Source organism: Mycobacterium cajalii, assembly GCF_045809005.2.
Lineage (GTDB): Bacteria > Actinomycetota > Actinomycetes > Mycobacteriales > Mycobacteriaceae > Mycobacterium.
Genome location: NZ_CM141436.1, coordinates 1,295,614 through 1,319,525, shown reverse-complemented (window position 1 = coordinate 1,319,525; position 23,912 = coordinate 1,295,614). Strand labels below are relative to the sequence as shown.

Annotated in this window: 23 protein-coding genes and 1 pseudogene; 8 read left to right on the top strand and 16 right to left on the bottom strand. The window is 71.8% G+C overall.

The window, feature by feature from the left end; all coding sequences use genetic code 11:
• Nucleotides 1-21: 21 nt before the first annotated feature.
• From ACJ512_RS06315 to ACJ512_RS06280, 8 genes are all read right to left on the bottom strand, one after another.
• Nucleotides 22-597 carry an IS110 family transposase gene (locus ACJ512_RS06315; RefSeq protein WP_461479996.1) on the bottom strand — a complete coding sequence of 192 codons (576 nt, stop codon included), beginning with the start codon at nt 595-597 and terminating at the stop codon, nt 22-24.
• 251 nt (nt 598-848) lie between these two features.
• Complete coding sequence (locus tag ACJ512_RS06310) at nt 849-1,493, bottom strand: dTMP kinase (protein ID WP_407685591.1); 645 nt, start codon at nt 1,491-1,493, stop codon at nt 849-851.
• Nucleotides 1,494-1,583: 90 nt separating this feature from the next.
• Nucleotides 1,584-3,056: an adenosylhomocysteinase gene (gene ahcY, locus ACJ512_RS06305; protein WP_407685590.1), complete on the bottom strand. Its 1,473-nt coding sequence runs from the start codon at nt 3,054-3,056 to the stop codon at nt 1,584-1,586.
• Nucleotides 3,057-3,177: 121 nt separating this feature from the next.
• Complete coding sequence (gene alkX, locus ACJ512_RS06300; protein WP_407685600.1) at nt 3,178-3,774, bottom strand: TetR family transcriptional regulator AlkX; 597 nt, start codon at nt 3,772-3,774, stop codon at nt 3,178-3,180.
• 62 nt (nt 3,775-3,836) lie between these two features.
• On the bottom strand, nt 3,837-4,019 hold the full coding sequence (locus ACJ512_RS06295) for a rubredoxin (RefSeq protein WP_407685589.1): 183 nt from the start codon (nt 4,017-4,019) through the stop codon (nt 3,837-3,839).
• Nucleotides 4,016-4,189 (bottom strand): rubredoxin, encoded by a 174-nt coding sequence (locus tag ACJ512_RS06290; protein WP_407685588.1) that lies wholly within the window; start codon nt 4,187-4,189, stop codon nt 4,016-4,018. Before ACJ512_RS06290 ends, ACJ512_RS06295 begins: the two co-directional genes overlap by 4 nt.
• On the bottom strand, nt 4,186-5,460 hold the full coding sequence (locus tag ACJ512_RS06285) for an alkane 1-monooxygenase (RefSeq protein WP_407685587.1): 1,275 nt from the start codon (nt 5,458-5,460) through the stop codon (nt 4,186-4,188). Before ACJ512_RS06285 ends, ACJ512_RS06290 begins: the two co-directional genes overlap by 4 nt.
• A gap of 97 nt (nt 5,461-5,557) precedes the next feature.
• Nucleotides 5,558-7,039, bottom strand: coding sequence for an amino acid permease (locus tag ACJ512_RS06280; RefSeq protein WP_407685586.1), 1,482 nt, complete (start codon nt 7,037-7,039; stop codon nt 5,558-5,560).
• A gap of 54 nt (nt 7,040-7,093) precedes the next feature.
• Between ACJ512_RS06280 and ACJ512_RS06275 the strand changes: the two are divergent.
• Nucleotides 7,094-8,517 (top strand): annotated as a pseudogene (locus tag ACJ512_RS06275) (FAD-dependent oxidoreductase).
• On the opposite strand, the gene manA reads toward ACJ512_RS06275, so the two are convergent.
• The 4 genes from manA to ACJ512_RS06255 form a co-directional block, all read right to left on the bottom strand.
• A complete protein-coding gene (gene manA / locus ACJ512_RS06270) occupies nt 8,495-9,721 on the bottom strand; it encodes a mannose-6-phosphate isomerase, class I (RefSeq protein ID WP_407685585.1) in 1,227 nt (408 codons plus the stop codon). The pseudogene ACJ512_RS06275 and the gene manA sit on opposite strands and share 23 nt — an antisense overlap.
• An 8-nt stretch (nt 9,722-9,729) precedes the next feature.
• A complete protein-coding gene (locus ACJ512_RS06265) occupies nt 9,730-10,854 on the bottom strand; it encodes a TobH protein (protein ID WP_407685584.1) in 1,125 nt (374 codons plus the stop codon).
• A complete protein-coding gene (locus tag ACJ512_RS06260) occupies nt 10,851-12,254 on the bottom strand; it encodes a phosphomannomutase/phosphoglucomutase (RefSeq protein WP_407685583.1) in 1,404 nt (467 codons plus the stop codon). The genes ACJ512_RS06265 and ACJ512_RS06260 overlap by 4 nt, the downstream gene beginning before the upstream one ends.
• A gap of 99 nt (nt 12,255-12,353) precedes the next feature.
• Nucleotides 12,354-12,806 (bottom strand): DUF3499 domain-containing protein, encoded by a 453-nt coding sequence (locus ACJ512_RS06255; protein WP_407685582.1) that lies wholly within the window; start codon nt 12,804-12,806, stop codon nt 12,354-12,356.
• Nucleotides 12,807-12,992: 186 nt separating this feature from the next.
• Between ACJ512_RS06255 and ACJ512_RS06250 the strand changes: the two genes are divergently transcribed.
• Entirely contained in the window at nt 12,993-13,415 is a 423-nt protein-coding gene (locus ACJ512_RS06250; RefSeq protein WP_407685599.1) for a metallopeptidase family protein, read from the top strand.
• 33 nt (nt 13,416-13,448) lie between these two features.
• Here the strand turns inward: ACJ512_RS06250 and ACJ512_RS06245 are convergent, their stop codons facing one another.
• Nucleotides 13,449-13,793 carry a WhiB family transcriptional regulator gene (locus ACJ512_RS06245; RefSeq protein ID WP_407685598.1) on the bottom strand — a complete coding sequence of 115 codons (345 nt, stop codon included), beginning with the start codon at nt 13,791-13,793 and terminating at the stop codon, nt 13,449-13,451.
• Nucleotides 13,794-14,160: 367 nt separating this feature from the next.
• On the opposite strand from ACJ512_RS06245, the gene cofD reads away from it, so the two are divergent.
• Genes cofD through ACJ512_RS06225 form a run of 4 tightly spaced genes read left to right on the top strand, consistent with a single transcriptional unit; the run spans nt 14,161 to nt 18,638 of the window.
• Nucleotides 14,161-15,153: a 2-phospho-L-lactate transferase gene (cofD, locus tag ACJ512_RS06240; RefSeq protein ID WP_407685581.1), complete on the top strand. Its 993-nt coding sequence runs from the start codon at nt 14,161-14,163 to the stop codon at nt 15,151-15,153.
• The gene (locus tag ACJ512_RS06235) at nt 15,150-16,505 is read left to right on the top strand and encodes a coenzyme F420-0:L-glutamate ligase (RefSeq protein WP_407685580.1); all 1,356 of its coding nucleotides are present in this window, start codon (nt 15,150-15,152) and stop codon (nt 16,503-16,505) included. The genes cofD and ACJ512_RS06235 overlap by 4 nt, the downstream gene beginning before the upstream one ends.
• A 4-nt stretch (nt 16,506-16,509) precedes the next feature.
• The gene (locus tag ACJ512_RS06230; protein ID WP_407685579.1) at nt 16,510-18,087 is read left to right on the top strand and encodes an Eco57I restriction-modification methylase domain-containing protein; all 1,578 of its coding nucleotides are present in this window, start codon (nt 16,510-16,512) and stop codon (nt 18,085-18,087) included.
• Complete coding sequence (locus ACJ512_RS06225; protein WP_407685578.1) at nt 18,084-18,638, top strand: NUDIX hydrolase; 555 nt, start codon at nt 18,084-18,086, stop codon at nt 18,636-18,638. Before ACJ512_RS06230 ends, ACJ512_RS06225 begins: the two co-directional genes overlap by 4 nt.
• 6 nt (nt 18,639-18,644) lie before the next feature.
• On the opposite strand, the gene manB is transcribed toward ACJ512_RS06225, so the two are convergent.
• Genes manB through rfbD form a run of 3 tightly spaced genes read right to left on the bottom strand, consistent with a single transcriptional unit; the run spans nt 18,645 to nt 21,539 of the window.
• The gene (gene manB / locus ACJ512_RS06220; RefSeq protein WP_407685577.1) at nt 18,645-19,721 is read right to left on the bottom strand and encodes a mannose-1-phosphate guanylyltransferase; all 1,077 of its coding nucleotides are present in this window, start codon (nt 19,719-19,721) and stop codon (nt 18,645-18,647) included.
• The gene (locus tag ACJ512_RS06215; protein ID WP_407685597.1) at nt 19,694-20,587 is read right to left on the bottom strand and encodes a glycosyltransferase family 2 protein; all 894 of its coding nucleotides are present in this window, start codon (nt 20,585-20,587) and stop codon (nt 19,694-19,696) included. Before ACJ512_RS06215 ends, manB begins: the two co-directional genes overlap by 28 nt.
• Nucleotides 20,588-20,597: 10 nt before the next feature.
• Nucleotides 20,598-21,539 (bottom strand): dTDP-4-dehydrorhamnose reductase, encoded by a 942-nt coding sequence (rfbD, locus tag ACJ512_RS06210; RefSeq protein WP_407685576.1) that lies wholly within the window; start codon nt 21,537-21,539, stop codon nt 20,598-20,600.
• 77 nt (nt 21,540-21,616) lie between these two features.
• Between rfbD and ACJ512_RS06205 the strand changes: the two genes are divergently transcribed.
• Nucleotides 21,617-23,092, top strand: coding sequence for an LCP family protein (locus ACJ512_RS06205; protein WP_407685575.1), 1,476 nt, complete (start codon nt 21,617-21,619; stop codon nt 23,090-23,092).
• Nucleotides 23,080-23,799 (top strand): TIGR03089 family protein, encoded by a 720-nt coding sequence (locus ACJ512_RS06200; RefSeq protein ID WP_407685574.1) that lies wholly within the window; start codon nt 23,080-23,082, stop codon nt 23,797-23,799. The genes ACJ512_RS06205 and ACJ512_RS06200 overlap by 13 nt, the downstream gene beginning before the upstream one ends.
• The last annotated feature ends 113 nt before the right edge of the window (nt 23,800-23,912 follow it).

Genomic DNA, 23,912 nt, shown 5'->3' with positions numbered 1-23,912 from the left:
CGATGATGGACCACCCCGGACTTACACAGATGGAATGACACGCCCGGACACCCCGAAAATATCGGAGGCCACCACCGAGAGCTTGATGCAGGCGTCCTCGAGCAGCTTTTCGACCCGGTTCTTCTCCGCGGTGCGCACCCCGACCAGGTCGATGCGGTAGCGGGTCAGATCCCGCAACCGCCGGATCGGTGGGGGTGGCACAAAGCTGGGCCGCAGCATCTGGCGTTCGGCCACCTTGCACAACCACACCGCATCCAGCACATCGGTCTTGGGTCGGCCCGGGAGATGTTTGACATCGCGGGCGTTGACCAGCCACGGATCCAGCCCGTGGGCCTCCAGCAGGTAGAACACCGGTTTCCAGTAATCCGAGGTGGCTTCCATCACCACCCGCTCGACCCGTAACTCGACCAGTCGGTTGGCCAACTCGATCAGCGAGCCGGTCATCGTCGACTGCGTCGACACCTCCTGCAACCGTTTGCGCGCGCTGTCGGGCGCAGGAACACGCACACAGCACACCAGTTCGGCCTTGCCGATATCCAGGGCCGCGACCCTGGCGATGATCTGTTCGTCATCATGGGACTCCTGCAACACCGCCACTGACCTCCCGTCTCCACACCGATCTATATCTAAGGGTGTGGTCGCCCGTGGAATCGCAAGGCCAACAACAGAATCTAATCCTCGTGCTCGAACAAGCGGCAACAATGAAGGGCCCACAACGCGATCCCAGCACCCGGCTAGACGACGGCCTGCAAGGACCATAGAGCGACGGCGTCGCAAGGCGACCACCACACCATTTTCACCCCGGAACGGGCGACCACAAGGTCAATTTGGCTAGACGGCCAAAACCGTCAATTTCCGGCCTGCGGAGCGGTCAGCGTCGCCGCCAGACGGGCCGCATCGACGTCCGCGTCGACCACCTGCCAGCGCCCGCCCCAGCCCGCGGCGGCCAGCCCGGCGTACACCGCGCCGGTGCGCTGCTGCAGCCCGTCGTCGCGCTCGTAGGCATCGCGCGCCCGGCCCGGCTCGGCGGCGGCCCGGTGGCGCGCCCGCTGCCCGGCGAGTTCGGCGGACACCGCGAGCAGCACCTGCCAGTCGGGCACGGGCAACCCCAGCCGGCCGTATTCGAGCCGGTGCACCCACGCCACCGCCTCCCCCGCCGCGTCCTGGTGCAGCCGCGCGGCGCTGTAGGCCGCGTTGGAGGCGACGTAGCGATCCAGGATCACCACGTCGTGGTCGCGGCCCAGGCGCTCGATCTCGGCGACGGCCCCCGCGCGGTCGAGCGCGAACAGCGTCGCCATCGCGTAGACCGAGGACGCGAGGTCGCCGTGCTGCCCGTGCAGCGCCTCGGCCGCGAGGTCGGCGGTCACCGATCGTCCGTAGCGCGGGAAGGCCAGGGTGGCCACCGACTTCCCCGCGGTTTCGAACGCCTTGCGCAGCCCCCCGGTCAGCGTCCGTTTGCCGGCGCCGTCGACCCCTTCGATCGCGATCAGCACGCCGCGAAGCTTATTCCCTCGTCCAGCGCCCGGCTGGCCGGGCACTCGGTGCCGAACGCCCGGCTGGCCGGGTGTTCGGCCAAAGCCGGCTCAGTAGCGGTAGTGGTCCGGCTTGTAGGGGCCCTCGACGTCGATGCCGAGGTACTCGGCCTGCTCCTTGGTCAGCTTGGTCAGCTGGCCGCCGAGCGCCTCGACGTGGATGCGGGCCACCTTCTCGTCGAGGTGCTTGGGCAGCCGGTACACCTCGTTGTCGTACTCGTCGTTCTTCGTCCACAGCTCGATCTGGGCGATCACCTGGTTGGAGAAGCTGTTGCTCATCACGAACGACGGGTGGCCGGTGGCGTTGCCCAGGTTCAGCAGCCGGCCCTCGGACAGCAGGATGATCGACTTGCCGCTGTCGGGGAACGTCCACAGGTCGACCTGCGGGCGGATGTTGGTCCTGGTCGCGCCCGACTTCTCGAGCTGGGCGATCTGGATCTCGTTGTCGAAGTGCCCGATGTTGCCCAGGACCGCGTGGTCCTTCATCGCCTTCATGTGCGCCAGCGTGATGATGTCCTTGTTGCCGGTCGCGGTGATGACGATGTCGGCCTCGGCGATGGTGTCCTCGACCGTCTTGACGTCGTAGCCCTCCATCAGCGCCTGCAGCGCGTTGATCGGGTCGATCTCGGTGACGACGACCCGCGCGCCCTGGCCCTTCACCGACTCCGCGCAGCCCTTGCCCACGTCGCCGTAGCCGCAGACCAGCACCTTCTTGCCGCCGATCAGCACGTCGGTGCCGCGGTTGATCCCGTCGATCAGGGAGTGCCGGCAGCCGTACTTGTTGTCGAACTTGGACTTGGTCACCGAGTCGTTGACGTTGATCGCCGGGAACGCCAGGTCACCGGCCGCGGCGAACTGGTAGAGCCGCAGCACGCCGGTGGTGGTCTCCTCGGTGACGCCCTTGACCGACTCGGCGATCTTGGTCCACTTGCCCTTGTCGGTCTCGAAGCGGTTGCGCAGCAGCTCCAGGAAGATCTTCCACTCGGTGGGGTCGTCGTCCTCGGCGGGCGGCACCACGCCGGCCTTCTCGTACTGGGCACCGCGCAGCACCAGCATGGTGGCGTCACCGCCGTCGTCGAGGATCATGTTGGCCGGCTGGTCGGGCCACGTCAGCATTTGCTCGGCGGCCCACCAGTACTCCTCGAGCGTCTCGCCCTTCCAGGCGAACACCGGAACCCCCTTGGGCTCCTCGGGGGTGCCGTAGGGGCCGACGACGACGGCCGCCGCCGCGTGGTCCTGGGTGGAGAAGATGTTGCACGACGCCCAGCGCACCTGCGCGCCCAGCGAGACCAGGGTCTCGATGAGCACCGCGGTCTGGACCGTCATGTGCAGCGAGCCCGAGATCCGGGCGCCCTTGAGTGGCTGCACATCGGCGTACTCGCGGCGCAGCGACATCAGACCCGGCATCTCCTGCTCGGACAGCTCGATGTCGCGCCGCCCATAATCCGCCAGCGACAGATCGGCAACCTTGAAGTCGATGCCGTTCCGGACGTCGGCACTCGGCGATTTTTCGGTCGTCGTCATAGCGTCTCTCATCCTCACTCGAATCTCACCGTCACTGGCGGTACTTAGCTTTAGTATGTTCTTCCGCCACTGTAGTAGGCGGCCGTCGGGCGCCTTATCTCAGGGAGAGCCGAGGAGGGGTTCAGGGCAGGTTGACGACGCCGTGCCGCTCCGCGAACGGGGTCATCAACCGGGCCAGATCCGCCGCGACGTCGTGGTCGGCCTCGGGCGGCATGGACACGTAGCTCAGCGCCAACCGCACGATGGCGCGGGCCAGCACGCCGGCGTCCTCGTCGCTGGCGGCCACCCAGCTCTGGGTGAGCGCCGTCGTCAGCCGCGACGACGCGCGGGTGATGATGGGCGCGCTGTCGGTGGTGATGATCTGCAGCAGGTCGGGCTTGGCCACCCCCGTCAGCAACGAGATCACCAGCGGGTCGGCCGCCGACTCGGCGAAGAAGTCGCGAAAGCCGTGCAGGAACGCCTCGTAGACGTCGCCGACGTGGGAGTTGAGGGCGGCGTGCACGGTGTCGACCAGCCGGTCGGCCAGGCGCAGGGCGTACCCCTGCGCCAGGCCCTGCCGGGAGCCGAACTCGTTGTAGATGGTCTGCCTGCTGACGCCGGCGGCGCGGGCCACGTCGGACAGCGTGACCGCGGACCAGTCGCGGGCCAGCAGCAGGTCGCGCATCGCGTCGAGCACCGAGTCGCGCAGCAGCATCCGCGATGCCTCGGCGTACGGCATCCGCTTCACAGGCGCGACGATATCTGTTTTCGCGACGGCATTCGCGGAGACGGTCGTGGCGATCACGGCCGCGCTATCTCCACCATCTCGAAGTCCGACTTCGCCGCGCCGCAGTCCGGGCAGCTCCAGTCCTCGGGGATGTCGTCCCAGCGGGTGCCGGGGTCGATGCCGTCCTCGGGCCAGCCCAGCGCCTCGTCGTACTCGAAGCCGCACTGCAGGCAGCGGAACAGTCTGTGGTCGCTCACGCGTTCGCTCCCATCGGTATGAAGTCGACCTTCTCGCGCACCGCGCAGTCCGGGCAGCACCACTCGTCGGGGATCCGGTCCCACGTCGTGCCGGCCGGAAAGCCCTCGCGTGCATTGCCCTGCGCCTCGTCGTAGACGTAGCCGCAGCCCGGGCAGCGGTAGGCGGTCATGCCGCACCCGCCTGGCCGGACGCGCCGTACCTGGCCAGCATCTTGGCCCGCAGCCGCGGCTGCACGTTGACCTTGGTGATGTCGCCGCCGTAGTGCTCGAGCACCCGGTGGTCCATCACCTTGCGCCACAGCGGCGGGAAGTAGGTCAGCGAGATCATCGACGCGTACCCGCTGGGCAGGTTCGGGGCGTCCGCCATGCTGCGCAGCGTCTGGTAACGGCGCGTCGGGTTGGCGTGGTGGTCGCTGTGCCGCTGCAGGTGGTAGAGGAACAGGTTGGTGACGATGTGGTCGGAGTTCCAGCTGTGCACCGGCGCGCACCGCTCGTAGCGGACCGCGCCCGACGCGGTGGTGGTCTGCTGCCGCAGCAGCCCGTAGTGCTCGAGGTAGTTGACCGCCTCCAGGAGGGAGAAGCCGAAGACGGCCTGGATCACCACGAACGGGATCAGCGCCGGGCCGAACACCGCGATCAGCGCGCCCCACAGCAGCACCGACATCAGCCAGGCGTTGAGCACGTCGTTGGACAGGTAAGTCCTGGGGTCCCACGGGCTCTTGCCGAGCCGGCGCAGCCGCTGGGCCTCCAGCCGCAGCGACGAGCGCAGGCTGCCGAACACGCTGCGCGGCAGGAACTCCCAGAACGTCTCCCCGAAGCGGGCCGAGGCCGGGTCCTCCGGGGTGGCGACCCGCACGTGGTGGCCGCGGTTGTGCTCGATGTAGAAGTGCCCGTAGCAGGTCTGCGCCAGGGTGATCTTGGACAGCCAGCGCTCCAGCGAGTCCTTCTTGTGGCCCATCTCGTGCGCGGTGTTGATGCCGACGCCGCCGAGCACGCCGACCGACAGCGCCACGCCCAGCTTGCCCGCCCAGCCCAGCGCGCCGTCATAGCCGAGCCAACTCAGGTCGGACGCGGTGAACAGGTAGGCGCCCAGCACCACGCTCAGGTACTGGAACGGGACGTAGACGTACGTGCAGTAGCGGTAGTACCTGTCGTTCTCCAGCCGCTCCATCACCTCGTCGGGCGGGTTCTGCCCGTCCGGCCCGAAGCGCAGGTCCAGGATCGGCAGCAGGACGTAGACCAGCAGCGGGCCGATCCACAGCAACGCCTGCGAGCCGGTCTGCCACCCGAGCCGGTTGAGCGCCCAGATCAACGGCAGCATCACGAACAACGCCGTCGGGGCGACGAGCCCGAGCAGCCACAGCCGGCGCTTCTTGTCCCGCCAGACCGGCGCCTCGGCTCGTTCAACGTCCCGGCCCGCCCGGGAGTTGAGTGTGGTCATATGCCAAACCTCCTCGTGAGTCACACCACTACGTGAGGTTGACAATACGACCTGCCGCGTCTCGCGTCTAGACATAAGGCGCTATTTTGTAAAGGGACTACGGGGCGTCTACCCGGCTCGCCTGCCGTAGCCCCTGCGCCGAGTGCCGGTACCCGTACCCGAGGTAGATGGCGATCCCCACGACCAGCCAGACCCCGAACCGGATCCAGGTCAGCGCGGTGAGGTTCAGCATCAGCCACACGCAGGCGCAGATCGAGGCGATCGGCAGCAGCGGCACCCACGGCGCCCGGAAGCCGCGCTCGAGGTCGGGACGGGTGCGGCGCAGCACCATGACGCCGGCGGAGACCAGGACGAACGCGAACAGCGTTCCGACGTTGACCATCTCCTCGAGCTTGGCGATCGGGAACACCGAGGCCGTCAGCGCCACCACCACCGCGACCAGCGCGGTGATCCGCACGGGGGTTCCCCGCGCACCGGTCTTCGCCAACGAGCGCGGCAACAGCCCGTCGCGCGCCATCGCGAACAGGATCCGGCATTGCCCGAGGATCAGCACCATCACCACGGTCGTCAGCCCGGCCAGCGCCCCGACGGCGATGACCTTGCTGGCCCAGTGCACACCGTTCGCGGTGAACGCCGTGGCGAGGTTGGCCTGCCCCCGGCCCGGGACGGTCTTGAGCGCGGAGTAGGGCACCATGCCCGAGAGCACGACCGACACCGCGACGTAGAGGACCGTGACGATCGCCAGCGACACCAGGATGCCCTTGGGGACGTCCCGCTGGGGCCGCTTGGTCTCCTCGGCCATGGTGGCCACGATGTCGAAGCCGATGAACGCGAAGAACACGATCGACGCCCCCGCGAGCACGCCGTACCAGCCGTAGTGGCTGCTGTGCGCCCCGGTCAGCAGCGACAGCACCGACTGATTGACGCCCGAGGCCTCGTGCCCCGCTTCGGGCGGCGGGATGAACGGCGAGTAGTTCGAGCCCTTGACGTAGCAGGCGCCGACCACCACGACCAGCACCACCACCGCCACCTTGACGCCGGTGACCACCGCCGAGAACCGCGACGACAACTTGGTGCCCAGCGCGACCAGGGTCGCCACCACCGCGACGATCAGCAGTGCCCCCCAGTCGAGCCGGACCGATCCCAGTTCGAGGCGGCTACCGGCGTATCCGGTCACCGTCGCCAGGTAGGTCGACCAGCCCTTGGACACCACGGCCGCGCCGATCGCCAGTTCCAGCAACAGGTTCCAGCCGATGATCCAGGCCAGGAACTCGCCGAAGGTGGCGTAGGAGAAGGTGTAGGCGCTGCCGGCCACCGGCAGCGTCGACGCGAACTCGGCGTAGCACAGCGCCGCCAGCGCGCAGGTGACCGCCGCGATCACGAACGAGACCCAGATCGCCGGGCCGGTGATGTCGCCGGCGGTCGAGGCGGTCACCGTGAAGATGCCGGCGCCGATCACCACCGCGACGCCGAACACCACCAGGTCCCACCAGTTGAGGTCCTTGCGCAGCCGGGTGTCCGGCTCGTCGGTGTCGGCGATCGACTGCTCTACGGACTTCGTGCGCCACCGATTGGCCATCCACCCTCCCGTTGGTCACCCGTTGGACGGCACAGTACTGGGTAGGCTGCGAGAGTGTCCGGGGGCGAGGGCAACACACGGGATCACGCGGTCGTCATCGGGGCCAGCATCGCGGGGTTGTGCGCCGCCCGGGTGCTCTCCGAGTTCTACGCGGGGTGACCGTCTACGAACGCGACGAGTTGCCCGACACCCCGGCAAACCGCGCGACGGTGCCCCAGGACCGGCACCTGCACATGCTGATGGCCCGCGGGGCGATCGAGTTCGACGGCCTGTTCCCCGGACTGCTCGAGGACATGGTCGCCGCGGGCGTGCCGATGCTCGAGAACCGGCCCGACTGCATCCACCTCGCCGCCGCGGGTCACGTGCTCGGGGTGGGGCGGACGTTGCGCGACGAGTTCACCGCCTTCGTGCCCAGCCGCCCGCACCTGGAGTGGCAGCTGCGCCGGCGCGTCCGCGACATCGCCAACGTCGAGATCGCCAACGTCGAGATCGTGCGGCGCCGGGTCGCCGAGCCCGGGTTCGACCGATCCCCGCAGCGGGTCACCGGGGTGCTGCTGGACTCCGGCAGCCCCGAGGGCACCGAGTTCGTGCCGGCCGGCCTGGTCGTCGACGCGGCCGGCCGCGGCACCCGGCTACCGGTGTGGCTCGAGCAGTGGGGATACCGGCGCCCGCCCGAACGGACCCTGGACACCGGCATCAACTACGCCACCCGGCAGCTGCGGATCCCCGACGGCTCGATCGCCGAGAAGGTGGTCGTCGCCGGGGCCTCCCACGACCAGTCGCTGGGGCTGGGCATGCTGTGCTATGAGGACGGCACCTGGGTGCTCACCACCTTCGGGGTGGCCGACGCCAAACCGCCGCGGACGTTCCCGGAGATGCTGGCGCTGGCCGAGGAGCTGCTGCCGGCGCATTTCACCGCCGCGCTGGCGCAGGCCGAGCCGCTCGGCGAGCCGGCGTTTCGCGCCTTCCCGGCCAGCCGGTGGCGGCGCTACGACAAACTGGACCGCTTCCCGGGCGGCATCGTCCCGTTCGGCGACGCGGTCGCCAGCTTCAACCCCACCTTCGGGCAGGGCATGACGATGACGTCGCTGCAGGCCGGACACCTGCGGCGGGCGCTGCAGCAGCCGAACGCCCGGGTGGCGGCGACGCTCAACCGGGCCACCGCGAAGACCACCTACCCGGTGTGGCTGATGAACGCCATCGGCGACGTCAGCTTCCACCACGCCGAGACCGACCCGATCCCCCGCTGGCGGCGGCCGGTCGGTGCGCTGTTCGACCAGTTCCTCGGCGCGGCCGAGACCGAACCCGTGCTGGCCGAATGGTTTTTGCGCCGGTTCTCGCTGCTCGACAGCCTCTACATGGTGCCGCCGCCGCGGCTCGTCGGCCGCGCCGTCGCCCACAACATGAAGCTGTGGCTGGGCGAGCGCCGGCAGGCCTCGCCGGAGCGGCGGGCCGTCACAGCCCCACGGTCGCCCTGAACAACTTGGTGGGCTCGCGCGCGACGAGCCGGATCGGGCCGTCGTCGGCGGCCACCCAGGCGGCCATCCCGCGCCGCAGCGTGAGAGAGCCGGACTTGCCGTGCACCGTCGTGCACCCCTGGGTGCACAGCAGGACCTGCGGCCCCTCGTGGCTGCACGACGCGTCGACCTCGTGCCCGAGGTACTCGCCGTCGAGGGCCAGCAGCGCCACCGCGAACTCCTCGGCCGGGGTCTCGTACACCATCCCGAAGCCCTCGCGGCGGATGTGCGGGCGCAGCCGCGCCTCGGCGGTGGGCTCGAAGTCGAGCACCCGCAGCAGCTCGGCGACGTCGACGTGCTTGGGGGTCAGCCCGCCGCGCAGCACATTGTCGGAGTTGGCCATCACCTCGACGGCGAAGCCCCGCAGGTAGGTGTGCAGGTTTCCGGCCGGCACGAAGATCGCCTCACCCGGGGCCAGGCTGATGCGGTTGAGCAACAGCGCAGCCAGCACCCCGGCGTCGCCGGGGTAGCGCTCGCCGAGCTCGAGCACCGTCTTGACCTCGTCGGCGAACTCGGTCGCGCCGGAGCTGACGTAGGCGATCGCGCCGTCCAGCACGGCCGCGACCAGCGCGTCGAGGTCGGGCTGGGGCGCGGTGATCCAGGTCGTGAACAGCGCCCGCAGGCCGTCGGCGTCGGACTGGTCGTTGAGCAGCTCGATGTAGGGGTCCAGCTCGGCGATCGCCAGCGCCCGCAGCAGCTCCGCGGTGCGCGAGGCCTGACGGAACCCGGCCAGCGCCTCGAAGGGCTGCAGCGCGACCAGCAACTCCGGCTTGTGGGAGGTGTCGCGGTAGTTGCGGACCGGCGAGTTCACCGGGATGCCCAGCCGCTCCTCGCGCAGGTAGCCCTCGACGGCCTGCTCGGCGCTGGGATGGGCCTGCAGCGACAGCGGCTCGTCGGCAGCCAGCACCTTCACCAGGAACGGCAGCACGTCGCCGAACCGGGCGCGCGAGCCGGGCCCGAGCTGGCCCTCCGGGTCGGCGACCAGCGCGTCCAGCAACGAGACCTCGCCGTGCTCGGTCTCCAGCCAGGCCGGATCGCCCGGGTGTGCGCCGAACCAGAGCTCGGCCTCCGGGTGGGCCGCCGGCACCGTCCGGCCGGTGAACTCGGCGATGGCGGTACGCGACCCCCATGCGTACGTCCTCAAGGCCCCGCGTAGCAGTTCCACGTGTGTATCTATCCCCGCACCAGTCGCAGGTAAACCGCGGCCATCTCCAGCCGGACGGCCAATACTGCCAGTTGCTGCCAGGCGCTGCCCGCACCGGCCGGCATGCGCTCGGCACCGGCCCCACCACCGGCTTCGGCCGGTCCGCCGGGCGCATCCGGCGAAGCCGGCACGTCCTGGGCGCAGACCAGATGGACGTCGTCGACCCCGGCCACGCGCGCCGCCACCACCGTGCGTTCGGCGGCCAGCGTCAGCGCCAGCACCCGCAGCCGTTCGGGCAGCGGCCCGTCGATCTGCTCGTCGTGGAACAGCGAGTCCACCGACGACGAGGCACCGCCGAAGCCGTCGGTCGCGCGCAGCGCCACGACCGCGTCGGCGAGGCCGGCGGCGCCGACCACCTCGTGCGCGATCCGCAACAGGATCGAACTGCCGTGCCGCGCCACGGCCAGCGTGGCGGCGCAGTCGCCGGCCAGCGCGACCCGGCGACCGGACATCCGCGCGGCGATCGTCTTGGCGGGGTTGGTGAACAGGTCGCGGCCCGCGCTGTTGCGCAGGGCCTCGGCGTCCAGCTCGTCGGCGAGCCGCCCCAGGTCGATGCCCGTTCTGGCGTCCACGGTGCGCAGGGCGGCCAGGCCGGCGGCCAGGTAGCGGCACAGCCCGAACTCGTCGGGCACCCACAGGCGCGGGGCGAGCACGGCGACCCGCCCGGCGGTGGAATCCCGCAGCGGGCCCTCGTACGGCGCCGCCACCACGACCCGCGCGCCGCGGCGCACCCCGGTCGCGGCGGCCGTGACCAGTGCCGGATCGCCGGGGTCGTCGCCGGCGACGATCAGCACGTCCAGCGGGCCGATCCACGGCGGCGCCTCGCCGAGCACCGCGATGGGCGCGGAGACCTCGCCACCGAGCGTCGCGGCCAGGATGGCGCCTGCGGTCTCGGCGGTTCCGCGGCCGGCCACCCAGATCACGCTGCGCGGCGGGTGGTCGACGCGCAGCGTGTCCAGCGTCCCCTCCTCGCCGGCGGCGGCGACGGCACGCACCTGGGCGCCGGCCGACGACGCCGCCCGCAGCAGGCCGTCCCGGTCGGCGGCCAGCAGGCCCTCGGCGTCCTCGAGGTCGATCGCCCGGGTCGCGTTCACGGGACGGCGTCCCCCGGCAGCGCCGCGGTCGCCGCGCCGATCTCCGCCCGGACCCGCTCGACGACGGCGGCGACGTCCTCGGCGGTGCGGGCCTCGACGTTGAGCCGCAGCAGCGGCTCGGTGTTGGAGCTGCGCAGGTTGAACCAGCTGCCGTCACCGAGGTCGACGGTCACCCCGTCGAGGTGATCCAGGGAGTGGATGCGGGCGCCGAACGACTTCAGCACCGCCTCCACGCACTGCGGCGCGTCGGTCACCGTGAAGTTGATCTCGCCGGAGGACTCGTAGCGCTGGTAGTCGGCGGTCAGCTCCGACAGCGGCCGTTCCTGCTCGCCGAGGGCGGCCAGCACGTACAGCGCGGCCAGCATCCCGGAGTCGGCGCCCCAGAAGTCGCGGAAGTAGTAGTGGGCCGAGTGCTCGCCGCCGAAGATCGCGCCGGTGTCGGCCATCAGCGCCTTGATGTAGGAGTGGCCGACCCGCGAGCGCAGCGGCGTGCCGCCCCGTTCGGTGACCAGTTCGGGCACCGCCCGGGAGGTGATGACGTTGTGGATGACGGTCGCGCCGATCTCGCGCTCGAGCTCGCGGGCGGCGACCAGGCCGGTCACCGTCGACGGCGCCACCGGTTCGCCGCGCTCGTCGACCACGAAGCAGCGGTCGGCGTCGCCGTCGAAGGCCAGCCCGATGTCGGCCCCGGTCTCGCGCACGTAGGCCTGCAGGTCCACCAGGTTGGCGGGGTCGAGCGGGTTGGCCTCGTGATTGGGGAACGAGCCGTCGAGTTCGAAGTACAACGGCAGCAACGTGATCGACTCGATCGCGCCGAGCACGGCGGGCGTGGTGTGCCCGGCCATCCCGTTGCCGGCGTCCACGGCCACCCGCAGCGGCCGCAGCCCGGAGGTGTCCACCAGCGAACGCAGGTAGGCGCCGTAGTCGGCGAGCACGTCGCGATCGGCGACGGTACCGGGCGGCCCGTCGTAGGGCGCGACTCCGGCGATCACGTCGTCGCCGATGACGCGCAGACCGGTGTCGGCGCCGACGGGTTTGGCCCCGGCGCGGCACAGCTTGATGCCGTTGTAGGCCGCCGGGTTGTGGCTGGCGGTGAACATCGCGCCGGGGCAGTCCAGCAGCCCCGAGGCGAAGTAGAGCTGGTCGGTGGACGCCAGACCGATGCGCACCACGTCCAGGCCCTGCCCGGTGACGCCGGCGGCGAACGCGGCCGCCAGCGTCGGTGAGCTCTCCCGCATGTCGTGGCCGATCGCGACCTGGCGCGCGCCCTCGGCGCGCATCAGCCCGGCGAACGCGGCACCCAACTCGGCGACCAGCGACTCGTCGAGCTCCTCACCGACCAGCCCACGCACGTCGTACGCCTTGACGACACGGTGGACGGCCGCGGCGGGCCGAGACATGCGGGGCCTCCTGACGCCATGGATCGCTTCGACTCTTGGCCGCCAGCCTATAACCTCCGGCGGGCACGGGCAGCCACGGTCGGTCGGCGCCGAAGCCGCCTAGTCCGTCGGATCGGGCAGCACGCGCAGGTGGCCGCGGCGGCGCCCGGACCGGTGCTCGGGGGGCGCGAGCACGCCGCCGCTCGGTGCGGTGGCGTGGGCGGCGGCGTGCTGAACCTGAGGCTCGGAGGATCCGCTCTGCCGGAAACCGGGCAGGCCGGGCAGCGGCGTCTCGCCGGGCCCGACCTCACGCACCGCGTCGGCCAACGCCACCAGGTCGTCGTCTTCGGGATGCGTGGGATGGGTGGGCAGCGGGCCGGCGTGGCGCACGAGATCCCACCCGCGGGGCGCCGTGATCCGGCCGGCGTGGCCGACGCACAGGTCCCACGAATGCGGCTCCCGCGCGGTCGCGAGTGGACCCACAACGGCCGTCGAATCCGAGTAGACGAACGTCAGAGTCGCCACGGCGTAGTGCGGACACCCGGGCCGGCAACAGCGACGGGGAACGTTCACGCCGAAAGGTTATCGTGGACAAACCCCGCCGAAGCGCCGGACACGCGCAATCGCTCGGCGCCCGATGTCCAACCGTTACCATCGTGCCCGATGAGTGATTCCCGCGGCGGCTGGCGCGGCTTCGGCCGCAGCGATCGGCAGGGGGGCCGGCCCGGCTCGCCCCGGGTGTCCCGGCGGGGCCGGGACATGCGCGGTCCGCTGCTGCCGCCGACGGTGCCGGGGTGGCGCAGCCGGGCGGAGCGGTTCGACATGGCGGTCCTGGAAGCCTACGAACCCATCGAGCGGCGCTGGCAGGACCGGCTGGGCGACCTGGACGTCGCGGTCGACGAAATTCCCCGCATCGCGGCCAAGGACCCCGACAGCGTGCAGTGGCCGCCCGAGGTCGTCGCCGACGGGCCGATCGCGCTGGCCCGCCTGATCCCGGCGGGCGTCGACGTCCGCGGCAACGCCACGCGGGCACGAATTGTGTTGTTCCGCAAGCCAATCGAGCGACGGGCAAAGGACACCGTCGAACTCGCCGAGTTGCTGCACGAAATCCTGGTGGCGCAGGTGGCCATCTACCTCGACGTCGAGCCCTCGGTCATCGACCCGACGATCGATGACGACTGACGCCAATTGCGGTGTCGCGTCGGGGGTGTCGCGTCAGATGATGCCGCGCTTGAGGCGGCGCCGCTCCCGCTCGGAGAGCCCGCCCCAGATGCCGAAGCGCTCGTCGTGCGCCAGGGCGTAGTCGAGGCACTCGCTGCGCACCTCGCAGCCCAGGCAGATCTTCTTGGCCTCGCGGGTGGAGCCGCCCTTCTCGGGGAAGAACGCCTCGGGGTCGGTCTGGGCGCACAGGGCCCGGTCCTGCCACTGGTCCGGGGTCGGCAGAGGCTCGGGGTCGGGTTCGGGTTCGAATGCGACCGGCGCATCGGGAACCACGGTCAGATGCGGCCGGGCGAGCACCACCGGGGCTGAGCCGAACGTGGTGTGCGGTGTGCCTGCCATGACGCCCCGAAGGTGTTCGTAGGACATGCGTTTCCGCCTCCTCAGGCTGATTGGAAGAGTAGGGGTTCCCACTGTTCTGATGTACAGACAATTCGAACATTCGAACAAGTGATCGAATCTCGGTCTGCGACACCGGAAACGGCCGGCCAACCGGGAAATGACACTGTTGTGATTAGACACGGGTTGATGTGCCCGGTCAAGCGTTAGACGGCGTTTCCATATCATCTCGTGACCAAATTTCGGCGTTTCTGTTGTTTTGGCCCCCCGGCGTGTCGATCACAACTGTCACAACCGTTTCCGGTCCCGCTTCCCGGCCCGCCTCATGGGCCCGCCGCCGGACCGTGACCGGCCGGTACTGTCGTGCCCTGTGAAGGTCACCGTTCTGGTCGGCGGGGTCGGCGGCGCCCGCTTCCTGCTGGGGGTCCAGCAGTTGCTCGGGCTGGGCCGGTTCCGCGCGCCGGGGCAACCGCCCGACGACCACGAACTGACCGCCGTCGTCAACATCGGCGACGACGCCTGGATCCACGGGGTGCGCGTGTGCCCGGATCTGGACACCTGCATGTACACCTTAGGCGGTGGGGTGGACCCGGAGCGCGGGTGGGGGCACCGCGACGAAACCTGGCACGCCAAAGACGAATTGGCGCGGTACGGAGTGCAGCCGGACTGGTTCATGCTGGGCGACCGCGACCTGGGCACCCATCTGGTGCGCACCCAGATGCTGGGCGCCGGCTACCCGCTGACGCAGATCACCGCGGCGCTGTGCGACCGCTGGCAACCGGGCGCCCGGCTGCTGCCGGCCAGCGACGACCGGTGCGAGACCTACGTGGTGATCACCGACCCGGCCGACGACAGCCGGCGCGCGGTCCACTTCCAGGAGTGGTGGGTGCGCTACCGCGCCCAGGTGCCGACCCACAGCTTCGCGTTCGTCGGCGCCGAAAAAGCCAGCGCCACAACCGAAGCCGTAGCGGCCATCGCCGAGGCGGACGTCATCCTGCTGGCACCGTCCAACCCGGTGGTCAGCGTCGGCGCCATCCTGGCGGTCCCCGGCATCCGGGGGGCGCTGCGGGCCGCCACCGCCCCGGTCGTCGGCTACTCGCCGATCATCGGCGGAAAGCCGTTGCGCGGCATGGCCGATGCCTGCCTGTCCGTGATCGGGGTCGAGTCCACCGCCGAGGCGGTGGGCCGCCACTACGGGGCGCGCGCCGGCACCGGCATCCTGGACTGCTGGCTGGTGCACGACGGCGACGGGGCGCTCATCGAGGGGGTCGCGGTGCGTTCGGTGCCGCTGGTGATGACCGACCCGCAGGCCACGGCCGCCATGGTCGCCGCCGGGCTGGACCTCGCGGGCGTGCGCGCGTGAGCGGGCCGGGCGTCGGCGAGCACGGCACCGCGGCCGCGGTCGAGATCCTGCCGGTGCGCGGGCTCCCCGAGTTCCGCCCGGGTGACGACCTGGCCGCGGCCCTCGCCGCGGCCGCGCCCTGGCTGCGCGACGGCGACGTCGTGGTGGTGACCAGCAAGGCGGTGTCCAAGTGCGAGGGCCGCCTGGTGCCGGCGCCGCGGGACGCCGAGGAACGGGACCGGCTGCGGCGCCGGCTCGTCGACGACGAGGCGGTGCGGGTGCTGGCACGCAAGGGCCGCACCCTGATCACCGAGAGCCGGCTGGGCCTGGTCCAGGCCGCCGCCGGCGTGGACGGCTCCAACGTCGGCCGCGACGAACTCGCGCTGCTGCCCGTCGACCCCGACGCCAGCGCCGCGGCCCTGCGCGCGGGCCTGCGGGCACGCCTCGGCGTCGAGGTCGCGGTGGTCGTCACCGACACGATGGGCCGGGCCTGGCGCAACGGCCAGACCGACGCGGCGATCGGCGCGGCCGGTCTGGCCGTGCTGCACAACTATTCGGGCGCCGTCGACGGCCACGGCAACGAGCTGCTGGTCACCGAGGTCGCGGTCGCCGACGAGGTCGCGGCCGCCGCCGACCTGGTCAAGGGCAAACTGACCGCGATGCCGGTGGCCGTGGTCCGCGGCCTGCACGTGACCGACGACGGCTCGACGGCCCGGCACCTGGTGCGGCCGGGCACCGAAGACCTGTTCTGGCTGGGCACCGCCGAGGCGCTCGAGCTGGGCCGCCGGCAGGCCCAGCTGTTGCGCAGGTCGGTGCGCTCCTTCGGCGACCGGCCGGTGCCGCCCGAACTCGTCGAGTCCGCCGTCGCCGAGGCCCTGACCGCGCCGGCCCCCCACCACACCCGGCCGGTGCGGTTCGCGTGGTTGCGCACCCCGGCCACGCGGCTGCGGCTGCTGGACCGGATGAAGGACCGGTGGCGCGCCGACCTCGCCGCCGACGGCAGGCCCCCCGAGACGATAGAGCGCCGGGTGGCCCGCGGCCAGATCCTCTACGACGCACCCGAGGTCGTCATCCCGTTCCTGGTTCCCGACGGCGCGCACACCTATTCCGACGCCGCCCGCACCGACGCCGAGCACACCATGTTCACGGTGGCGGTCGGGGCGGCCGTGCAGGCCCTGCTGGTGGCGCTGGCGGTGCGGGGGCTGGGCAGTTGCTGGATCGGCTCGACGATCTTCGCCGCCGACCTGGTGCGCGCCGAGCTCGGCCTGCCCGCCGACTGGGAACCGCTGGGCGCCGTCGCGATCGGCTACGCCGAGGAGCCGGCCGGGCCGCGCGACCCGGTTCCGGTCGCGGACCTGCTGATCGGGATATGACCCCGTGACGGCGTTCGCGGGCAAGCCGGCGGCGTCGGCGGACAAGGTTCGCGGGGGCTACTACACCCCCGAACCGGTGGCGCGGTTCCTGGCCCGCTGGGTCCGGGAGGCCGGCCCGCGCATCGTCGAACCGGCCTGCGGCGACGGCGCGATCCTGCGCGAGCTGGCCGGCCTGAGCAGCCGGGTGCGCGGCGTGGAACTCGTCGCCGCCGAGGCGGTCAAGTCGCGGCGGTTCGCACCCGTCGACGCCGAGAACCTGTTCACCTGGCTGGCCACCGCCGCGGCCGGCGGCTGGGACGGCGTCGCGGGCAACCCGCCCTACATCCGGTTCGGGAACTGGGCATCCGGCGAGCGCGAACCGGCACTGGACCTGATGCGGCGCGAGGGCCTGCGCCCGACCCGGCTGACCAACGCGTGGGTCCCGTTCGTCGTCGCGAGCACGGTGCTGGTCCGCGAGGGCGGACGGGTGGGCCTGGTGCTCCCGGCCGAACTGCTGCAGGTCGGCTACGCCGCGCAGCTGCGCGACTTCCTGCTGCGCCGGTTCCGCGACATCACCCTGCTGACGTTTCAGCGGTTGGTGTTCGGCGGTGTGCTGCAGGAGGTCGTGTTGTTCTGCGGGATCGCGGGTGCGGGCCCGGCCCGGGTGCGCACCGTCCACCTCGCCGACGCCGACGCCCTCGCCGGCGCGGACCTCGACGTCGCCTCCGCTCCCGCGCTGCTGCACGAACAGGAGAAGTGGACCGCATACTTCCTCGAGCCCGACGCGATCCGCCTGCTGCGGCGGCTCAGGGAATCCGGCACCATGACCCGGCTCGGCGACGTGGCCGAGGTGGACGTGGGCATCGTGACCGGCCGCAACAGCTTCTTCACCTTCACCGACCCGCAGGCGCGGGCGCGGGGCCTGACGCCGCACTGCGTCCCGCTCGTCTCGCGCAGCGCCCAGCTGTCCGGGCTGGTCTACGACGGCGACTGCCGGGCGGCCGACATGGCCGCCGGACAGCGGACCTGGCTGCTCGACGCGCCGCGCGAGCCGGCCGGCGCCGCGCTGGCCGCCCACATCGCCGCCGGGGAGGCCGCGGGCGTGCACCGCGGCTACAAGTGCTCGCTGCGCAAGCCGTGGTGGACCACGCCGTCGCTGTGGATGCCCGACCTGTTCCTGCTGCGCCAGATCCACCAGGCGCCGCGGCTGACCGTCAACGCCGCCGCCGCGACGAGCACCGACACCGTGCACCGGGTCCGGCTGCGGCCGGGGGCCGACCCGGCGGCGCTGGCCGCGGCGTTCCACAACAGCGCGACGTTCGCCTTCGCCGAGATCGGGGGCCGCAGTTACGGTGGGGGAATCCTGGAACTCGAACCCGCCGAAGCCGAGCAGCTGCCCATCCCGCCGCCGTCCTGCGCCGACGGCGAACTCGCCGCCGACGTCGACCTGCTGCTCAAGGCCGGCGAGTTCGGAAAGGCCCTCGACATCGTCGATCGCCGCGTGCTGATCGACCGGCTCGGCTGGTCCGCCGACGTCGTGGCCGGCTGCCGCGCGGCGTGGTCGGCGCTGCGCGACCGCCGGACCGGGCGGGTGTCGCGGTGAGCGTTCGCGACTCGGCGATCTCGGTCCTCACCGACTGGCGGGCGCCCGACGAGTGCCAGGACGCGGTGCGCCACGCCGTCCTGGCCTTCCTGCACGCCCGCCCCGACGCCTGCCGCCGCGACTGCGTGCCCGGCCACGTCACCGCGTCGGCGCTGGTGCTCGACGACACCGGCGGCAAGGTGCTGCTGACCCTGCACCACCGGCTGCGCCGCTGGGTGCAGATGGGTGGGCACTGCAACGACGGGGACGAGGGCGGCGAGGACGACGCCGACATCGTCGCCGCCGCGCTGCGCGAGGCGACCGAGGAGTCCGGCATCACCGGTCTGCGCCTCGATCCGGAACTGGCGGCCGTCCACGTCCACCCCGTGGTGTGCTCGCTGGGCGTGCCGACCCGGCACCTGGACCTGCAATTCGTGGCGCGCGCGCCGGCCGGCGCGCGGACAGCGATCAGCGACGAGTCGCTGGACCTGCGGTGGTTCCCGGCCGACGGGCTGCCCGAGGACGCCGACCACGCGCTGGCCTACCTGGTCGCCCGGGCCGTGGGCCGCTAGCCGGGCTCAGACGTCCGAGGAGTAGCGGATCCCGCCGTCGGGAATGGTCACGCCGGGCCAGACGCGGGCGCCGCGCAGCAACTCGCAGCGCGCGCCGATGTCGGCGCCGTCGCCGATCACCCCGTCGCGGATCAGGGCCCGCGGACCGACGCGCGCCCCGAAGCCGATGATCGACCGTTCGATGACGCTGCCGGCCTCGACCTTGACGCCGTCGAAGATCACCGCGCCGTCCAGCCGCGCGCCGGGACCGATCTCGGCGCCCCGCCCGACGACCGTGCCGCCGATGAGCACCGCGCCGGGCGACACCGCGGCGCCGTCGTGGACCAACTGCTCGCCGCGGTGGCCGTGCAGCGCCGGAGACGGGGCGATGCCGCGGACCAGGTCCGCCGACCCGCGCACGAAGTCCTCCGGAGTGCCCATGTCGCGCCAGTAGGTGGCGTCGACGTAGCCGCACACCTTGAGGTCGTCGGCCAGCAGGGCCGGGAAGACCTCGCGTTCGACGGAGACCTCGCGGCCCCGGGGAATCCGGTCGATCACCTCGCGCTGGAAGACGTAGCAGCCGGCGTTGATCTGGTCGGTCGGCGGGTCCTCGGTCTTCTCCAGGAACGCGACGACGCGGTTGTCCTCGTCGGTGGGCACACAGCCGAACGCCCGCGGGTCGCCGACCCGCACCAGGTGCAGCGTGACGTCGGCCTGCTTGGCGTGGTGGAACTCGAGCAACTCGCCCAGGTCGGCGCCGGACAACACGTCGCCGTTGAACACCATCGCGGTGTCGTGACGCAGCTTCGGCGCGACGTTGGCGATGCCGCCGCCGGTCCCCAGCGGGTTCGGCTCGGTCACGTACTCGATCTGCAGGCCCAGCTTGGACCCGTCGCCGAACTCGGCCTCGAACACCTCGGCCCGGTACGAGGTGCCGAGGATCACGTGCTCGATGCCGGCCGCGGCGATCCGCGACAGCAGATGGGTCAGGAACGGCAGCCCCGCGGTCGGCAGCATCGGCTTGGGCGCCGACAGGGTCAGCGGACGCAGCCGGGTGCCCTTGCCGCCTACCAGGATCACCGCGTCGACCGGGGTTTTTGCCACCTCTGGCGCCCTTCCACGTTGCGTCGTCTGCTGCGCAGCGAATTGCGCACCATCAGGCGGGAACGCACCTCCAGCGACCCGCGCAGCGTCCAGCGCAGGGGTGCCCGCCACCACCCAGCATGCCGGTCCGCCAGGAAGATGTAGGTGCTCTTGTGATGCGCCGTGAGGTGATTCGCCGGGTCATGCCCGGTGGAGTGGCCCCGGTGGTGCAGCACTTCGGCCGAGGGCACGTAGACGCTCAACCAGCCGGCCCTGCCCAGCCGGTCGCCGAGGTCGACGTCCTCCATGTACATGAAGTAGCGCTCGTCGAACCCGCCGACCTGGCGGAAGGCCGACCGGCGCAGCAGCAGGCACGACCCGGACAGCCAGCCGACCGGCCGCTCGCTGGGCTCCAGCCGCTCCTGGCGGTAGGCCGCCGTCCAGGGGTTGCGCTTCCAGAACGGCCCGACCACGGCGTGCATGCCGCCGCGGACCAGGCTGGGCAGGTGGCGCGCCGACGGGTACACCGACCCGTCGGGGTCCCGGATCAGCGGGCCGAGCGCGCCCGCCCGCGGCCACCGGTTGGCGGCGTCCAGCAGCGCGTCGATGCTGCCCGGGCCCCACTGCACGTCCGGGTTGGCCACGATCACCCAGTCGTTGTCGTCGCCCACCCGGTCGACGGCGCGGTTCACCGCGGTGCCGTACCCGAGGTTGCTCCCCGTCTCGAACAGACGCACGTTCGGGTAGCGCTCGACCGCCTCCTGCGGGGTCCCGTCGGTGGAGCCGTTGTCGGCCAGCAGCACCTCGACCGGACGATCCGTGGCCAGCGACAGGGAGGCCAGGAAACGCTCCAGGTGCGGGCCCGGCGAGTAGGTCACCGTGACCACCGGTACGACGTCAGGCACGCGTCGAGGGTAACGGTCGGTCGCCCGCGGCGACGCCGCCAGCCGCCGCCAGCGCGGCGACCAGCGCCTCGCGCCAGGGCCGCAGCGGGCGCAGGCCCGCCGCCCGGGATTGTTCGCCGCCCAGCGCGGAATAGACCGGCCGCGGGGCCGGCCGGGGAAACTGCGCGGTGCTGACCGGCCGCACCCGCGACGGGTCTCCGCCACACTCCTCGAAGACCGCCCGGGCCTGCTCGAACCGGGACACCGCCCCCTCGTTGGCGGCGTGCAGGACCGGACCGGGCACGCCGTCGTCGGCCACCTGCAGCAGCGCGGCGGCCAGGTCGCCCACGTAGGTCGGCGAGCCGGTCTGGTCGTCGACGACGTTCACCGGACCGTCGCCGGCCGCCAGCCGGCGCATGACGGCGACGAAGTCCTTGCCGGTGCCGCCGGTGTAGACCCAGGCGGTGCGCACGACCACGCCCTGCCGGGCGTCCGGCAGCGCCGCCAGCACGGCCCGCTCGCCGGCGAGCTTGGTGCGGCCGTAGACGCCCGCCGGCGCGGTGGGGTCGCTCGGCTCGTAGGGGCGCGACGCGACGTGCGCCGGGTCGCCGCCGGAGGCCCCGCCGCCGGAGGCCCCGCCGCCGAAGACATAGTCGGTGGAGACGTGGATCAGCCGGGCGCCCGCGCGCGCGCACGCCTGCGCCAGGTATCCGGGCCCGGCGGCGTTGACGGCGTGGGCGCGGTCCTGGTCGCTCTCGGCGCCGTCGACGTCGGTGTATGCCGCGCAGTTGATCACGACGTCGCCGGCCTCGATTCGTTCGGCCGCCGCCGGGTCGGTGATGTCCCACTGCGACGACGTGTAGGCCCGCACTTCGCGGCCCTGATCGGCCGCGAGCGCCGCCAAGGTGCTCCCCAGTTGACCCCCGGCCCCGCTGATCACGATCCTGCCCGACATGGCATGAGTCTGGCACGCCCGGGGCACGCGGGCGGCCGCTACCCGCGAAGCAGCTGTGCCGCAAGTAACCTAGTGGGATGGGAGTGCAACGTGTGGTTCGTGTGACTGCCACCGCGCTGACGGTGCTCGTCGTGCTCGGCACCGGGATCGCGTGGACCAATGTGCGGTCCTTCGAGGACGGCATCTTCCACATGTCGGCGGCCTCGCTGGGCAAGGGCGGCGACGACGGCGCGATCGACATCCTGCTGGTCGGCCTGGACAGCCGCACCGACGCGCACGGCAACCCGCTGTCGGCCGAGGAGCTCGAGACGCTGCGGGCCGGCGACGAGGAGGCGACCAACACCGACACGATCATCCTGATCCGGATCCCGAACAACGGGAAGTCGGCGACCGCCATCTCGATCCCCCGCGACTCCTACGTGTCGGCCCCGGGCCTGGGCAAGACGAAGATCAACGGCGTCTACGGCCAGACCCGCGAGACCAGGCGCGCCAACCTGGTCAAGGCCGGCGACTCCGCCGAGCACGCCGCGGCCCAGGGCACCGAGGCCGGCCGGGAGGCGCTGATCAAGACCGTCGCCGAACTCACCGGGGTCACCGTCGACCACTACGCCGAGATCGGGCTGCTCGGTTTCGCGCTGATCACCGACGCCCTCGGCGGCGTCGACGTCTGCCTCAAGGAACCGGTGTTCGAGCCGCTCTCGGGCGCCGACTTCCCCGCCGGCCAGCAGCGCCTGTCCGGCCCGGAGGCGCTCAGCTTCGTCCGCCAGCGCCACGAGCTGCCCCGCGGCGACCTGGACCGCGTCGTGCGCCAGCAGGCGGTGATGGCCTCGCTGGCCCACCGGGTCATCTCCGGCAAGACGCTGTCGAGCCCCACCACGCTGCAGCGCCTGGAGGCCGCCGTGCAGCGTTCGGTGGTGCTGTCCTCGGGCTGGGACGTCATGGATTTCGTGCAGCAGATGCAGAAACTGGCCGGCGGCAACGTCGCCTTCGCCACCATCCCGGTGCTCGACGGCGCCGGCTGGAGCGACGACGGCATGCAGAGCGTGGTGCGGGTGGACCCGCACCAGGTGCAGGACTGGGTCAGCGGCCTGCTGCACAACCAGGACGAGGGAAAGACCGAGGAACTGGCCTTCACCCCCGCCAAGACGACCGCCAGCGTGGTCAACGACACCGACATCAACGGACTGGCCGCGGCGGTGTCGGACGTGTTGAGCGCCAAGGGATTCACGCCCGGACCCGTCGGCAACAACGTGGGCGGGCACGTCAAGGGCAGCCAGGTGCGGGCCGCCAAGAGCGACGACGTCGGCGCCCAGGAGGTCGCCCGGCAACTGGGCGGGCTGCCGGTGGTCGCCGACACGTCGATAGCCCCGGGAACCGTGCGCGTGGTGCTGGCCAACGACTACAGCGGCCCGGGCTCCGGCCTGGGCGGCGGTGCGAACAGCCAGCCGGCGGCCGCGCACGTGTCCAGCGCGGGCGGGGCGGCCGACACCGACACCCCGGCGCCCTCGCCCATCCTGACCGCCGGCTCCGACAAGCCGGAGTGCATCAACTGAGCACGCTCGCCGGCGCGATCCTGGAACCGATGCTGCGGACCGACCCCGTCGGCCCGCGCATCACCTACTACGACGACGCGACCGGCGAGCGCATCGAGTTGTCCGCGGCGACGCTGGCCAACTGGGCCGCCAAGACCGGCAACCTGTTGCGCGACGAGCTGGGCGCCGGTCCGGGCAGCCGGGTCGCGATCCTGCTGCCGGCGCACTGGCAGACCGCCGCGGTCTTGTTCGGGGTGTGGTGGATCGGTGCCGAGGCCGTGCTCGACCGCGGCCCGGCGGACCTCGCGTTGTGCACCGCCGAACGCCTGGACGAGGCCGACGCGGCCGCGCCGGGGGGCGAGGTGGCGGTGCTGTCGCTGGACCCCTTCGGCCGGCCCGCCTCCGACCTGCCGTTCGGCGTCACCGACTACGCCACCGCGGTGCGCGTGCACGGCGACCAGATCGTCGCGGAGCCCCACCCGGGTCCCGCGCTGAACGGCCGGTCGGTCGGCGAAGTCCTGGCGGACTGCGAAAGATCGGCGGCGGCCAGGGGTTTGACGTCGGCGGATCGGGTGCTTTCCAGCGCGGCGTGGACCGGGCCGGACGACCTGGTCGACGGGCTGCTGGCGATCCTGGCGGTCGGCGCGTCGTTGGTGCAGGTGGCGCATCCCGATCCAGCCCTGCTGCAGCGCCGGATCGAGGCCGAGAAGGTCACCCGGGTGCTGTGAACCGGGCCGCCGCCCGCGCCCCGGCCGGCCGGGCGATCCATGTTGATATCGCGATATTTCGATGTTAACGTCGCTACCGCGGTATCGGCCCACGGCACGAGGAAGGTTGACGC